At 55.9% G+C, this 14,676-nt stretch carries 14 protein-coding genes; 7 read left to right on the top strand and 7 right to left on the bottom strand.

Features of this window, described 5'->3' with window-relative positions; all coding sequences use genetic code 11:
- The first annotated feature begins 207 nt into the window (after positions 1-207).
- On the top strand, positions 208-1,230 hold the full coding sequence (gene galR, locus SK50_RS19920; protein ID WP_048229856.1) for an HTH-type transcriptional regulator GalR: 1,023 nt from the start codon (positions 208-210) through the stop codon (positions 1,228-1,230).
- Here the strand turns inward: galR and SK50_RS19925 are convergent.
- From SK50_RS19925 to SK50_RS19940, 4 genes are all read right to left on the bottom strand, one after another.
- On the bottom strand, positions 1,185-1,661 hold the full coding sequence (locus SK50_RS19925; protein WP_017692731.1) for a GNAT family N-acetyltransferase: 477 nt from the start codon (positions 1,659-1,661) through the stop codon (positions 1,185-1,187). The genes galR and SK50_RS19925 overlap by 46 nt on opposite strands.
- Positions 1,658-2,431 (bottom strand): GntR family transcriptional regulator, encoded by a 774-nt coding sequence (locus tag SK50_RS19930; RefSeq protein WP_003862809.1) that lies wholly within the window; start codon positions 2,429-2,431, stop codon positions 1,658-1,660. Before SK50_RS19930 ends, SK50_RS19925 begins: the two co-directional genes overlap by 4 nt.
- Before the next feature lie 78 nt (positions 2,432-2,509).
- On the bottom strand, positions 2,510-3,937 hold the full coding sequence (locus SK50_RS19935) for a glycoside hydrolase family 1 protein (protein WP_047642213.1): 1,428 nt from the start codon (positions 3,935-3,937) through the stop codon (positions 2,510-2,512).
- 7 nt (positions 3,938-3,944) lie between these two features.
- On the bottom strand, positions 3,945-5,270 hold the full coding sequence (locus SK50_RS19940; RefSeq protein WP_032649375.1) for a PTS sugar transporter subunit IIC: 1,326 nt from the start codon (positions 5,268-5,270) through the stop codon (positions 3,945-3,947).
- A gap of 299 nt (positions 5,271-5,569) precedes the next feature.
- Here SK50_RS19940 and SK50_RS19945 point away from each other — a divergent pair, with 299 nt between their 5' ends.
- Positions 5,570-6,607 carry a LacI family DNA-binding transcriptional regulator gene (locus tag SK50_RS19945; protein WP_017692728.1) on the top strand — a complete coding sequence of 346 codons (1,038 nt, stop codon included), beginning with the start codon at positions 5,570-5,572 and terminating at the stop codon, positions 6,605-6,607.
- Here the strand turns inward: SK50_RS19945 and lysA are convergent.
- A complete protein-coding gene (gene lysA / locus SK50_RS19950) occupies positions 6,577-7,839 on the bottom strand; it encodes a diaminopimelate decarboxylase (RefSeq protein WP_017692727.1) in 1,263 nt (420 codons plus the stop codon). The two genes, SK50_RS19945 and lysA, sit on opposite strands and share 31 nt — an antisense overlap.
- Before the next feature lie 120 nt (positions 7,840-7,959).
- On the opposite strand from lysA, the gene SK50_RS19955 reads away from it, so the two are divergent.
- Entirely contained in the window at positions 7,960-8,886 is a 927-nt protein-coding gene (locus tag SK50_RS19955; protein ID WP_048229858.1) for a LysR family transcriptional regulator, read from the top strand.
- On the opposite strand, the gene SK50_RS19960 is transcribed toward SK50_RS19955, so the two are convergent.
- Positions 8,881-9,573, bottom strand: coding sequence for an aspartate/glutamate racemase (locus SK50_RS19960; protein ID WP_015571762.1), 693 nt, complete (start codon positions 9,571-9,573; stop codon positions 8,881-8,883). The two genes, SK50_RS19955 and SK50_RS19960, sit on opposite strands and share 6 nt — an antisense overlap.
- A 135-nt stretch (positions 9,574-9,708) precedes the next feature.
- Here SK50_RS19960 and SK50_RS19965 point away from each other — a divergent pair, with 135 nt between their 5' ends.
- The gene (locus tag SK50_RS19965; RefSeq protein ID WP_015571763.1) at positions 9,709-10,032 is read left to right on the top strand and encodes a cupin domain-containing protein; all 324 of its coding nucleotides are present in this window, start codon (positions 9,709-9,711) and stop codon (positions 10,030-10,032) included.
- Positions 10,033-10,065: 33 nt separating this feature from the next.
- Here the strand turns inward: SK50_RS19965 and wzz(fepE) are convergent, their stop codons facing one another.
- Complete coding sequence (gene wzz(fepE) / locus SK50_RS19970) at positions 10,066-11,202, bottom strand: LPS O-antigen length regulator Wzz(fepE) (RefSeq protein WP_045344632.1); 1,137 nt, start codon at positions 11,200-11,202, stop codon at positions 10,066-10,068.
- A gap of 544 nt (positions 11,203-11,746) precedes the next feature.
- Here wzz(fepE) and SK50_RS19975 point away from each other — a divergent pair.
- From SK50_RS19975 to SK50_RS19985, 3 genes are read left to right on the top strand one after another with little or no spacing between them, the layout of a single operon-like run.
- Positions 11,747-12,637: a carbohydrate ABC transporter permease gene (locus tag SK50_RS19975; RefSeq protein WP_003862825.1), complete on the top strand. Its 891-nt coding sequence runs from the start codon at positions 11,747-11,749 to the stop codon at positions 12,635-12,637.
- Entirely contained in the window at positions 12,630-13,532 is a 903-nt protein-coding gene (locus tag SK50_RS19980) for a carbohydrate ABC transporter permease (RefSeq protein ID WP_045344634.1), read from the top strand. Before SK50_RS19975 ends, SK50_RS19980 begins: the two co-directional genes overlap by 8 nt.
- Before the next feature lie 12 nt (positions 13,533-13,544).
- Entirely contained in the window at positions 13,545-14,672 is a 1,128-nt protein-coding gene (locus SK50_RS19985; RefSeq protein WP_045344635.1) for an ABC transporter ATP-binding protein, read from the top strand.
- The last annotated feature ends 4 nt before the right edge of the window (positions 14,673-14,676 follow it).

Here is a 14,676-nt window from a genome sequence, read left to right on the forward strand (position 1 = left end):
ACGGACAATCGCAACAGCCTGAGGCAAAGTGTAACTAAAGGTTCAGATTGACATTATTCAGACATGACTGGCCGTGTAACGATTACACCGCGAGGGATGTTCTGCTTCACGTTTGCAGAGGACGCTTACCCGCTCCCCTTGAATGCGCGCCGCTTTTCCGCAACACTAGTTAGTGTGTAAACGCTTACCCCTATAAGAAGGTATTGAATGGCGACAATTAAGGATGTGGCTCGTCTGGCCGGTGTTTCCGTCGCGACCGTCTCCCGCGTGATCAACAACTCCCCTAAAGCGAGTGATGCATCGCGCCAGGCCGTGCAGGATGCCATGGAAAACCTGAATTATCACCCTAACGCCAACGCGCGCGCCCTTGCCCAGCAGTCGACAGAAACCATCGGGCTGGTGGTCGGAGATGTATCCGATCCGTTTTTCGGTGCGATGGTCAAAGCCGTAGAACAAGTCTCTTATCACACCGGAAATTTCCTGCTGATTGGTAATGGCTACCACAATGAACAGAAAGAGCGCCAGGCCATTGAGCAGCTGATCCGTCATCGCTGTGCGGCGCTGGTGGTCCATGCAAAAATGATCCCCGACGCCGAGCTGATCCATCTGATGAAACAGATGCCGGGGATGGTGATTATCAACCGCATTATTCCCGGTTTTGAAACCCGCTGCGTGGCGCTCGACGACCGTTACGGCGCATGGCTCGCAACCCGTCATCTGATCCAGCAGGGCCATACCCGAATTGGTTATCTGTGCTCCAACCACCCAATTTCCGATGCGGAAGATCGCCTCCAGGGCTATTACGACGCGCTGCGCGAAGCCGGTCTGCCGTGCAACGATCGTTTTGTGGCGTACGGAGAACCGGATGAGAGTGGCGGCGAGCAGGCGATGACGGAGCTGCTGGGCCGCGGGCGGAATTTCACCGCCGTGGCCAGCTATAACGACTCCATGGCCGCCGGCGCAATGGGCGTGCTGAATGATAACGGGATTGACGTCCCGGCAGAAATTTCGCTGATTGGCTTTGATGATGTGCTGGTGTCGCGCTACGTGCGCCCTCGCCTGACCACCGTGCGCTACCCGATTGTGACCATGGCAACGCAGGCGGCAGAACTGGCGTTAGCGCTGGCCGAGCATCGCCCGCCACCGGAAATTACCCACCTGTTCAGCCCAACCTTAGTGCGCCGTCACTCGGTGGTATCGCCCGCGGAAGCCGTGAGCGAACAGCGATAGAGATGGACGGTTTTATCCGGGTATTCCAGCGCATCGCCAATGTAGTGCCAGCCGTAACGTTCGTAGAAGTCGCGGCAGGCAGACCAGAGATGAAGCTCGTGATACCCGGCGCGTCGCGCGTAGCCGATAACATGCTGCTGAAGTTTTCCCGCCAGCCCGTTTCCCCGGGCGGCTTCATCGACATACAGCGCAGCCAGCCAGGGGTAGAGATCCTGCCGGGAAATTAAATCGCAACGCCACAACCCAACGGTGCCCAGCAGCTGGTCATCCTCAACGGCAATAAAGGTGAGCGGTAACTCGCCCGGCGTCAGGCTGTGCTCAACAATGCTCTGGAAAAAGGCACGCGGCATACCTTCACCAAACGCGTTCCAGATCCAGTCGATCACCCGCTGTGTAAACTGCGGCGCAGCGTGAAGCGGCAGTATATTCACACCAGCTTCCCCTGGAAAAGGGGGACCGATTCAAAGAGATAGCCGTCAAAATCGGGCGCGTCTTCGTCTGACAGCTCAAGCAGGCTCTTTTTGACGTTTTCAAGATGCTGGAACATCGCCTGCCACGCCCCCATCACGTCGCGGCGGCGGAGCGCAGCGAGGATGGTTTGCCTGTCGCCGAGCCATTTCAGCCGCCAGGCGCGGCTGGCGATGTGGCCATTAAACTGCTGCCACAGCGGGCTGCTGTCCATGTGATGCCAGACGCTTTCAACGGTCGCCAGCAGCATCTGGTTTTGTGTGGCCCCCGCCAGCACCAGGTGGAACATTTTGTTGTTGTCCTGGCTGCGATCGTCGGCGGCAATTGCCCGTTGCTCCTGCTCGATGATACGGCGCAGGTTGTCAATATCCGCCCGCGTCGCCATTTTTGCGGCAAAGGCGGCAATGTTGCTTTCAAGCAGCTGACGCGCCTGGAGAATTTCAAACGGACCCACGTCACTGTTCAGAAAACGTTCTTCCTCGTTTTCATGCTCCTCCGGAATGCGCATCACGTACACGCCAGACCCCTGGCGAATATCCACCGTCCCCTGTAGCTCAAGCATCAGCAGCGCCTCGCGCACGATAGTGCGGCTCACGCCATACGTCTCGGCAATGTTGCGCTCCGGCGGCAGACGCGATCCCACGGGATAATGCCCCTGGATAATCTGCGCCCGTAAATCCTCGCCAATCTCCTGGTACTGTTTTTTTTCCGGCAGGATGACAGCCTTATCCACGTTTTCACCTGTGTTTTTCAGTTAATGCGCGGGCCGGACGTCCTCCCGGCCAGTTTGTGCGCTATTTTACCAGAAGGCTTACTTCCATTCATCGTCAACCCTGAGCGTCAGCACATGCTCATCGCGCAGCTGGCGAAACCAGGATGCCGATTTCTTTGCCCGCCGTGCGCGATGGTTTTCAACGTCGATCTCAATAAGCCCGTAGCGGTTTTTAAACGCGTTCATCGGGGAGACGTTGTCGGTGAAGGCCCACAGCATATAGCCGTGGCAGTTAGCCCCCGCCTCCCGCGCCAGCAGCGTGTAATAAAGATGTTCGCTGAGAAACGCAATGCGGTACGCGTCATCGATAATGCCGTCGCGATTGCGAAACTGCGCTTCGTTCTCCACGCCCATCCCGCTTTCCGCTACAAACCAGTCAATGTTGCGATAGTCGTTTTTAATCCGCATCGCCATGTCGTAAATAATGCGCGGGAAGATCTCCCAGCCGCGGGAGGTGTTCATCCTCCGCCCCGGCAGCTCGAACGGCTCGTAGTAGTACGCCGGGTGGAACGGCGTCTCCGGGTGCCAGGCGCGAGACGGGGCTTTGACGCGATGCGGGTAATAGAGGTTAATGCCCAGCTCGTCGACGGTGTTGTCGGCAATCAGCGCCAGCTCGTCAGCCGTGTAATCCCACTGCACCTGATGCTGCGCCAGCAGGGTAAAAAGCGCCTGCGGATAGCGCCCGTGCACCAGCGGGTCAAGAAAGACGCGGTTATAGAACAGATCGTACATCTCTGCCGCCCGCACGTCATGCGGCGCGCGCGAGCGCGGGTAGGTCACCTCCGGGTTGAGAATACAACCCACCGTGCCGTCATACCCTTTCTCGCGAAACAGCTTCACCACTTTCGCCGTCGCCAGCACCTTATGGTGGTTCCACTGCATCCAGGTGCTGGTGTTCTGCTCATAGGGCCAGCGCAGTGCGTCAAGGTAGACGCGCGTCTGGACCACAATCGGCTCGTTGAAGGTAAACCAGCGGGTGACTTTGCCGTGAAAGCGCTCAAACACCTTTTCCGCATAGCGAACGAACAGCCCGACGACGTGCTTCGACGCCCAGCCGCCGTAGGTCTCCAGCAGCACGCCCGGCAATTCATAGTGTTCCAGGCAGATCATCGGCTCAATGCCCTGACGGTGCATTTCATCGAACAGCGCGTCGTAGTACGCGGCGTACTCCTCGTCTACCGTCGCATTTTCATAGTCGGTTAAAAATCGTGACCAGTTGATGGAGGTACGATAGTGCGTCAGGCCCGCCTGCTTCATCAGCGCCACGTCTTCGCGAAAGCGATTGATAAAGTCGGTTGCCACTGCCGGGCCGTAGCCGTTGTGCCAGACGTGACGATCGTTCTTGTACCAGAGATCGATCCACGAATCCTGCCCCGGCTTTTTGCCGCTCCAGCCCTCGGTCTGCCAGGCCGATGCCGCCGCGCCCAGCATAAAATCTGGCGGTATGGTTATCTGTTTTATGCTCATCCTGTCCTCATGCGTTATCGGTGGCTTGTTGCAGTGCGGCCTGATCTGCGCGGCGTGAGGCAATTTTCACAAACGGCAGATAGATAATCACCGCGGTCACGATGCAGATAAACTGGGTGATCACCGCCCCCATGGAGCCCGCGGTGGACAGCCAGGCGTTGATCAGCGGCGGCGTGGTCCAGGGCACCATCACCACGGCTTTCCCGGCAAAACCGGTCACCGTCGCAAAATAACCGATGGAGCCCGTCACCAGCGGCGTGATAATGAACGGGATAGCCAGGATCGGGTTGAGCATGACTGGCATACCGAAAATCACCGGCTCGTTGATGTTAAAAATACCCGGCCCGATGGAGAGCTTAGCGATCTCCTTCATCTCTTTACGTTTTGTGGCAATCATGACGGCTATCAGCAGGCCGATGGTCAGGCCGGAGCCGCCGATGCTCATATAGACGTCCCAGAACGGCATGGTGATGATGTTTGGCACCTCTTTGCCCTGCTCGAACGCGCTCATGTTGACAGTGATCGCCCCCAGCAGCAGCGGCTCGCGGATCGGCTTGATCATCTGGTTGCCGTGAATACCAATCACCCAGAACAGCTGGGCGACAAACATCAGCAGCAGGATCCCCGGCAGGCTTTGCACCACGCGCTCCAGCGGCTGTTGCACCACCTGGTAAACCGCGTCGTAGAGATACATTCCGGTAACCCGATGAAACACGAAGCCAAAGGTGGCGATGGCGGTGGTGGTGATAATGGCCGGGATCAGCGCAGAGAACGACGCGGCGACGTTCGGCGGCACCGTGTCTGGCATCCTGATTTTCAGCCCCTTGCGGTTTTCCAGCCAGCAGTAAATCTCCACTGACAGGATGGCGATAAACATGCCGAGGAACAGGCTGCGGGTATCCGAGAACTGGCGCAGCAGCACGTCTTTCACCACGTGCATCTCGCCGTCCACCAGCATTTCCACCGTGGTCGGCGTCACGCAGATAAAGCAGATCACCGCCAGCAGGCCGGGGAACAGGGACTTAATGCCGTTAATACGCCCCAGCTCAATGCCGATTAAAAACACCGCGCCGATGTTGAGAAAGTTGAGCGTGGCATAGTTCAGCGCACTGGTGATCGGCTTTAACGCCGCCAGAAACGACAGCGACTGAAAGCTCGCCAGGCCGTTTTTCGGATCCAGCACCATATTGGAGATCAGTACCGAGAACGCCCCCACAATGATGACCGGCATTAAGGTAATAAACGCAGACTTAATCGCCTGGATATAGCGATAGCTGTTGAAGGTGGTGGCAAAACTGCCCAGAGCGTCGATCAGTTTTTCCTGAAATGCCATAGGGTAATACCTCAGTAAAAGGGCTTTTATTGAATAAGATGGACAGCTGGATACTATTGGTATGCCAAAAATAGCGTCCACAGGCGCTTTGTTCTGTGATTAAGCTCTCAATGAGGTAAGAGGTATTCCAGATTGCGATTTATCACCATTTTGGCATGCCAATGACAGGCATTTATCCCGCGGGCGAGGATCGTTACCGAAAAGCGTGATCGTTATGGGGTTTTGCCCTTCCCACGTCGCTTATGCGCCGGATGGTCTGTGTTAAACTGCAAACCATTACGTGGAAACAGGAATTTCGAATGGCAACAATGCTGGATGTCTCACTGCGTGCGGGCGTGTCGAAGGCCACCGTTTCGCGCGTGCTGAACGGCACAGGTCAGGTTAAAGAGAGCACGCGTCAGCAGGTATTTCGCGCGATGGAGGAGCTGGGCTATCGTCCGAACTTTCTCGCGCGTTCGCTGGCTAACCAGACCAGCAACAGCATTGGTCTGGTCGTCTCGACGTTCGACGGTTTTTACTTTGGTCGTTTGCTACAGCAGGCGTCACGGCAGACCGAAAAGCACGGAAAACAGCTGATTGTTACCGACGGTCACGACGCCCCTGAACAGGAAGAACAGGCGGTGCAGATGCTCGCCGACCGCAAGTGCGACGCCATCGTGCTGTATACGCGTTACATGAGCGAAAAGACGATCCTGAAGCTGATCAACAGCGTGCAGACGCCGCTGGTGATCATTAACCGTGAAGTGAGCCAGGCGGCGGATCGCTGCGTGTTCTTTGAACAGCAGGACGCAGCCTTCAAAGCGGTGGATTACCTGATAAGCCAGGGCCACCGGGAGATCGCCTGTATCACCGTCCCGATCCACACGCCAACGGGTAAAGCGCGACTGATGGGCTACCGTAAGGCGCTGGAGAAGCACGGTATTCGTCTCGACGAGCGGCGGATTAAATACGGCGATGCAGGCATGACGCGGGGTTACGAGCTGTGCAAGGAGCTGATTGCGGAAAAGACATCGTTCAGCGCCCTGTTTGCCTGTAACGATGATATGGCCCTGGGCGCCTCCAAAGCATTACACCAGGCAGGGCTGAAGATCCCGCAGGATATTTCGCTGTTTGGTTTTGACGATGCCCCCAGCGCAAAGTGGCTGGAGCCTGCCCTGTCGTCGGTGTATCTGCCGATCGACAACATGATCATCACGGCGATCGATCAGGCGATCCGGCTGGCAAAAAACCAGCCGGTTGAAGCGATCCCGCCGTTCACCGGCACCCTGGTGTTACGCGATTCGGTGACAACAGGGCCCTGGTTTAATCAGACCAGCTCTAACGCCAGCAGCTCCTGAATGGTCTGGCGACGGCGAATCAGCCGCGCCACGCCGTTATCAAACAATACTTCCGGCAGCAGCGGGCGGCTATTGTAGTTGGAAGACATAGACGCCCCGTACGCACCGGTATCATGCAGCACCAGATAATCTCCCGGTTTTACCTCTGGCAGCGAACGGGTTTCGACTTTCCCGCCTTCCTGCTGAGTAAAGACGTCACCGGATTCACACAGCGGGCCGGCAACAACGGTCTCGATGCGCGGGGCGTTAACCAGATCGCGGCCATCGGCGGCAAGTGCGGTGATGTGATGATAGCTGCCGTACATGGACGGGCGCATCAGATCGTTGAAGCCAGCATCAATCAGCACAAAGTGACGGCTTCCCATCTCCTTCACGCTCCGCACCTGCGCCACCAGCACGCCGGCCTCGGCAACCAGGAAACGACCCGGCTCAATCTCCAGCTTCACCGCATGGCCCAGATGGGCGGCGATGCTGTCACGCGCGGCGCTCCACAGGCCGTAATAGTGATCCGTGTCGATCGCCTCTTCCCCTTCGCGGTAAGGAATCGAAAGCCCTCCCCCGGCGGAGATCGCCTCCAGATCCTGACCAAAATCGATAACCTGACGCACCATGGCGCCACAGACCTGCTCAAGATGGCCGTAATCCACGCCGGACCCGATATGCATGTGAATGCCCACCAGCTTGAGGTTGTAGCGTTGTAAAACCTCCAGCGCCGCAGGCATATCGGCATACCAGATCCCGTGCTTGCTGTTTTCGCCCCCGGTGTTGGTTTTCTGACTGTGACCGTGACCAAAGCCCGGGTTGATGCGCAGCCAGACGCGATGGCCAGGAGAGACCTGCCCAAGCTGTTCCAGCATATCCACCGAACCGGCATTGACCGGGATTTGCAGCTCATGCACGCGCGCCAGCGTGGCGTCGTCTATCAGGTCAGCGGTAAAGACGATCGCGTCGCTGTCGGCTTTCGGATCAAACCCGGCCGCCAGTGCACGTTCGATCTCACCCAGCGATACGGAGTCAACCTTCACGCCCTGCTCGCGCATCAGGCGCAGAATATGAATATTGGAGCAGGCCTTCTGCGCAAAACGCACCACGTCAAACTGATGCAGCGCGGCGATCTTCTCGCGGACAATCTGTGCATCGTAGACCCACACCGGACAGCCGAATTCGGCAGGCAGGCGCAGCAGGTTATCGGCGTTTAAATCGGTCTCAGTCTGGTTGAGTGGGCGTGGCATGGTCGTCTCCGGAAATCTGTTTTTTATCATTACGCCATAGCCTGAAGAGAATAAAAAATATCGTTTTATCTTGAGTCTATGCAAAAATGATATGGACTACGCTCAGCCATCAGGTGCCCTATGCCCGCCGTTAACCTACGCCATATCGAGATTTTTCATGCGGTAATGACCACCGGCAATCTCACTGAAGCCGCGCACATGCTGCACACTTCGCAGCCGACGGTCAGCCGCGAGCTGGCGCGTTTTGAGAAAGTGCTGGGGCTGAAGCTGTTTGAACGCACCCGCGGCAGGCTGCATCCAACGGTGCAGGGTTTACGTCTGTTTGAGGAGGTTCAGCGCTCCTGGTACGGGCTGGACAGGATCGTGAGCGCGGCAGAGAGCCTGAGGGAGTTCCGCCAGGGCGAGCTGTCCATCGTCTGCCTGCCGGTCTTTTCCCAGTCATTCCTGCCGGTACTGTTACAGCCGTTTCTGGCCCGCTATCCGGAGGTCAGCCTGACCATCGTGCCGCAGGAGTCGCCGCTGCTGGAGGAGTGGCTTTCGGCCCAGCGCCACGATCTGGGTCTGACCGAAACCCTCGTCACGCCAGCGGGAACGGAACGCACGGAGCTGCTGTCGCTGGATGAGGTCTGCGTGCTACCTGCCAGCCACCCGCTTGCCCACAAAGCGGAGCTGACGCCGGCGGATTTTCACGGTGAGAACTATATCAGCCTGTCGCAGACCGACAGCTACCGGCAGCTTCTGGATGGCCTGTTTGCCGAACATCAGGTGAAGCGGCGGATGGTGATGGAAACGCACAGTGCGGCGTCTATTTGCGCGATGGTGCGCGCGGGCGTGGGTATTTCGGTGGTGAACCCGCTCACGGCCATGGACTACGCCAGCAGCGGCGTGGTTCTGCGCCGTTTTAGCGTTTCCGTTCCCTTTACCGTGAGCCTGATCCGCCCGCTGCACCGGCCCGCCTCAGCGCTGGTTGATGCCTTTAGTGAACACCTGATTTCGCACGCGCGTCAGGTGGCGCTTCGCTTACCTGACCTGCAAAAACCACTATGACAGCATGAACTCCACCGCATCCGCGGCATGGATGGCGGCGGTATCGAAGACCGTTATCGGGCTTTGGTCTGCCGGCACCAGCAGGCCAATTTCGGTACAGCCGAAGATAACCCCTTCCGCCCCCTGCTGCGCCAGTTTCTCAATCACGCTGACGTACCATGCGCGCGACGTTTCGCTGAAGGTGCCCAGACACAGCTCATCAAAAATAATCTGGTTAATGCGCGCCCGGTCAGCCTCTTCAGGGATCAGGCTTTCAATCCCGAACTGGCTGTTCAGCCGCCCGCGGTAAAAATCCTGCTCCATGGTGTAGCGCGTCCCCAGCAGCGCCACGCGCGTCATGCCAGCGGCACGTATGGCACGCCCGGTGGCATCCGCGATATGTAAGAACGGCAGCGAACAGCGGTCTTCAATGTGCGACGCCACCTTATGCATGGTATTGGTACACAGCAGAATACCCTGCGCGCCCGCACGCTCCAGCCCAAGCGCGGCGTCCGCCAGCATCTGCCCCGCTTTGTCCCACTCCCCGCTCGACTGGCAGGCTTCTATTTCATGGAAATCCACGCTGTGCAGCAGCAGGCTGGCCGAATGCAGACCGCCCAGACGCTGTTTGACGCCTTCATTAATCAGGCGGTAGTACGGGATTGTTGATTCCCAGCTCATGCCCCCTAACAGACCGATCGTTTTCATCTTTCCTCCTGTGCGTTTCACCCAGTGAAGCAAACTTGTGATCGCCTTTCCAGTTATTTGGCTAAACGTTTCCTTTTCGCCGCGGGTGAGATAAATTAATTGAAACAATGTTTCATTACATAACAGGGCGAAAATATGTTTATTTTCCATAAAGAGACCACGCTTGAGGATCTGGGCAACGGCGTGACGCGTCGTATTCTGGCGCACGACGGCAGGATGATGGCGGTGGAAGTGAATTTCGAGCAAGGCGCGATTGGCCCGATGCATAACCATCCGCATGAGCAGCTCACCTACGTTCTCTCGGGGGAATTTGAGTTCACCATTGGCGAGGAGAAGCATGTGGTGATGGCGGGCGACACCCTCTATAAAGCGCCGCACGTGATGCACGGCTGCGTTTGCCTGAAACCCGGCACCCTGCTGGATACCTTTACGCCGGTTCGCGAAGATTTCCTGAAATAAAAAAAGGCGCTCAGTTGAGCGCCTTTTTTGATGTTATTCCGTAACCGGCTCAGGAAGTTGTTCCGGCAGCGGGTTGCGGGTGTTCATTGCCTCGCGCAGCAGCACGCTGCCACAGGCGAACAGTCCACCCAGAATACACGCCAGCAGTACGATCAGGGCTTTGCCCGGGCCATCTTTTTTCACCGGCATAGAAGGTGAAAGCTGGTATTTGAACGGCTCCAGGCTCACATCTTCGAAGGAAAGTTTTTGCAGCTGTGCCAGATAGTATTCGCGGTTCTGGAAATCGGCGTTCAGCTCAGAAACGTCCTTCAGATTTTTTTCAATCTGCAATTTCTGCGCAATCCCGTCCGCACCGAGGGCGACGGAATAATCCGGATCGTCTTTCACCGCCTGTCCATTGCTGTAGACCGGCTTTTTGATCCCTGCCGCGTTCGCCACTTCCAGCGAGTAGTTCAGGCGTTGCAGGTTGGTATTATGGATATTTGTCAGACGGACCCGATCCAGCTCCAGCTGCTGCTGAACCGTTTTGGTTCTCAGGATAAGCTGATCGCGAATGTTTTGCATGGTCTCCTGCTCGACGATGCGGGAGATGTACTGAATGTAACCCTTCAACACTTTCTGCGCGTCCTCTGCCGTTGGGGCAGTGAAGCTTAACGTCCAGGAGAGGTACGGTGCTTTATCGGCATTTTTTTCCTGCGTGTTATCAACGGCTTTCATCTTTTCGGCAATATTGACCACCGCGCGGTGCAGCTCCAGCGGGTCAACCTGAGCGCCATCGAGCTGAGCCATCACGTAAGGTGAGCTCTTCATGTACTCTTCAAGCAGAGACTGGGACTGAAACTTTTTGATAAACAGATTAAACACATCCGCACGGGTAATTTTCACGTCGACATCAAGCACCTGGAGCGCCACCATCATCTGGCGTAGCGAACTCCACTGCGTCTGTTCCGCGGGCGTAATGACCGCTTTACTGGTCCATTTTTGCGGTATCAGAAAGGCGATTGCCAGGCCGACCAGTGCAAATGCAAAGACAATGGTGATGATGCGTTTTTTTGCTGCCAGCAGGACGTCCAGCAGACCCAGAAGATCTATTTCTTTAGCGCTGACCGCCGGGGGAGCATAGTGAGGAAAGTTGAGATCCGTATGTTTTTTGAAATCCATCGCTGACATAACTGTTCTTCTTTTAAGGATGCAGTGAAATTCTGCCTGACTGGTTCCGGTGTAACAAATCATACAAGAATGTAAGAATTATCTGAATGACGAATTGGTACATCTTTAGACCTGCTATCAGATCTGGTAGTTAGCCACGCTGCGTGACTATTCTTATTCCCGCTCCCTTTTTGCTTCGTTATCTCTTCCTCATGGCCGGCGGCAAAGCTTCGTGAAAAGTCAAAAATGCCACCTCCCTCACTATATTGAAACAGCGTTTCGACGCCGATCACATTTCCACCATTAAGCGAATGACGCAGAAATAAATCGCAATAATATAAAATAAAACGATGTTTTAGTATCCAAGAACGCCGGTTCAGCTCTTTTGAAACCAGAAGCGCTTACAGCACAAAGAAAGACAAAAAAGCGTTAAAAAACAAACGTAGATTTCGCCGTTGCCAGACGTTGCACCCTGAATTTCAGCTCTCATGCCGCGCATCGCAGGCCTGGGAAAATGTAACAAAGCAGATTTCGTATTAAACCATTGATTGCCAGGTAGGTATGTATGAATGAAAACAAGCTGCTGGGGCTCGCATGGATATCACCCTACATCATCGGGCTGATACTCTTTACGGCATTCCCCTTCGTCTCATCGTTTTTCCTCAGCTTTACGGATTACGATTTGATGAGTCCGCCGGTGTTTAACGGCATTGAAAACTATCGCTACATGTTTACCGAAGACACGCTCTTCTGGAAATCCATGGGCGTGACCTTTGCCTATGTATTTTTAACCATCCCGTTAAAGCTCGCCTTTGCATTAGGAATTGCCTTTGTCCTGAACTTTAAATTACGCGGCATCGGCTTTTTCCGAACGGCCTACTATATTCCGTCGATCCTCGGCAGTTCCGTCGCCATTGCCGTATTGTGGCGCGCCTTATTTGCCATTGATGGTCTGCTGAACAGCTTTATCGGCGTATTTGGCTTTGATCCGGTGAACTGGCTGGGCGAGCCGTCGCTGGCGCTGATGTCCGTTACCCTGCTACGTGTCTGGCAGTTCGGTTCCGCGATGGTCATCTTCCTGGCCGCGCTGCAAAACGTTCCGCAGTCCCAGTATGAAGCGGCAATGATCGATGGCGCATCGAAATGGCAGATGTTCATGAAGGTGACCGTGCCGCTGATTACGCCGGTGATCTTCTTCAACTTCATCATGCAGACCACGCAGGCGTTCCAGGAATTTACCGGGCCGTACGTCATTACCGGCGGCGGGCCAACCTATTCGACCTATCTGTTCTCGCTCTACATCTACGACACCGCGTTCAAGTATTTCGATATGGGCTATGGCGCGGCGCTGGCGTGGATCCTGTTCCTGGTGGTGGCCGTCTTCGCCGGTATCGCCTTTAAGTCGTCGAAATACTGGGTGTTTTACTCCGCCGATAAAGGAGGCAAAAATGGCTGATATTCAACAACTCTCCACGGCAAGAAGCGTCGCCGAACGCGAAGTGGCCCGCACACTGCGCAGAGAGAAAATCAACGCCTCCGTTCGCTATGTGATCCTGCTGGCTGTCGGCCTGCTGATGCTTTACCCGCTGGTGTGGATGTTCTCCGCGTCGTTCAAACCGAACCACGAGATCTTCACCACCCTGAGCCTGTGGCCAGCCCACGCCACCTGGGATGGTTTCGTAAACGGCTGGAAAACCGGCACCGAGTACAACTTCGGCCATTACATGCTGAATACCTTTAAGTATGTGATCCCGAAAGTGATCCTGACCATTATCTCCTCCACCATCGTGGCGTACGGCTTTGCCCGCTTCGAGATCCCGTGGAAGAAGTTCTGGTTCGCTACGCTCATCACCACCATGCTGCTGCCCAGCACCGTGCTGCTGATCCCGCAGTACCTGATGTTCCGTGAAATGGGCATGCTCAACAGCTATATGCCGCTGTACCTGCCGCTGGCCTTCGCCACTCAGGGGTTCTTCGTCTTCATGCTGATCCAGTTCCTGCGCGGCGTCCCGCGTGACATGGAAGAGGCGGCGCAGATAGACGGCTGTAACTCCATTCAGGTGCTGTGGTACGTGGTGGTGCCGATCCTGAAACCGGCCATTATCTCCGTCGCCCTGTTCCAGTTCATGTGGTCCATGAACGACTTTATCGGGCCGCTGATTTACGTCTACAGCGTGGATAAATACCCCATCGCACTGGCGCTGAAAATGTCCATCGACGTCACCGAAGGCGCGCCGTGGAACGAAATTCTGGCAATGGCGAGCATCTCCATTCTGCCATCCATCATTGTCTTCTTCCTGGCACAGCGCTACTTCGTACAGGGCGTCACCAGCAGCGGAATTAAAGGTTAAGAGGGAAATACCATGGCTGAAGTTATTTTCAACAAGCTGGAAAAGGTCTACTCCAACGGCTTTAAAGCGGTACACGCTATCGATCTTAAAATTGCTGAAGGGGAATTCATGGTGATCGTCGGCCCATCCGGCTGCGCCAAATCCACGACCCTGCGCATGCTGGCGGGGCTGGAAACCATCAGCGGCGGCGAGGTGCGCATCGGCGACAAGATCGTGAACAACCTCGCGCCGAAAGAGCGCGGTATTGCAATGGTGTTCCAGAACTACGCCCTCTATCCGCACATGACGGTGCGCGAGAATCTGGCCTTTGGTCTCAAGCTGAGCAAACTGCCGAAAGATCAGATTGAGTCTCAGGTGAATGAAGCCGCCAAAATTCTTGAGCTGGAAGAGCTGCTCGACCGCCTGCCGCGCCAGCTTTCCGGCGGCCAGGCGCAGCGCGTGGCGGTAGGCCGTGCGATTGTGAAAAAGCCGGATGTGTTCCTGTTCGATGAGCCGCTTTCAAACCTCGACGCCAAACTGCGCGCTTCGATGCGTATCCGTATTTCTGACCTGCACAAGCAGTTGAAGAAGTCAGGAAAACCGGCGACCACCGTTTACGTGACCCACGACCAGACCGAAGCGATGACCATGGGCGACCGCATCTGCGTGATGAAGCTCGGCCATATCATGCAGGTGGACACGCCGGACAACCTCTACCACAAGCCGAAGAACATGTTCGTGGCGGGCTTTATAGGCGCGCCGGAGATGAATATACGCAAAAGCGTGCTGGTCGAAAAAGCGGGCCAGCTGCACATCGCCATTGGCGATGAAACCATGCCGCTGCACGCGGAGAAGCAGGAGAAAGTCGCGGCTTACGCGGGTCAGGAGATCTTCTACGGCGTGCGCCCGGAATTTGTGTCGCTCTCTGATGAGCCCTTCCCGGACGGCGGCTGTAGCGGGGAGATGGTGCGCGTTGAGAACATGGGCCACGAATTCTTTGTGTACCTGAAGGTCGCGGACTACGAACTGACCGCCCGAATCCCGTCCGATGAAGCTAAGCCAATGATTGATAAAGGGCTTCATCGTAAGGTGTATTTCACGTTTGAGATGAACAAGTGTCATATTTTTGACGCAAAAACTGAACAGAACCTCTCTCTCTGATGGA

This window comes from Enterobacter sp. BWH64 (genome assembly GCF_001037645.1).
GTDB classification, from domain to species: domain Bacteria; phylum Pseudomonadota; class Gammaproteobacteria; order Enterobacterales; family Enterobacteriaceae; genus Enterobacter; species Enterobacter hormaechei_C.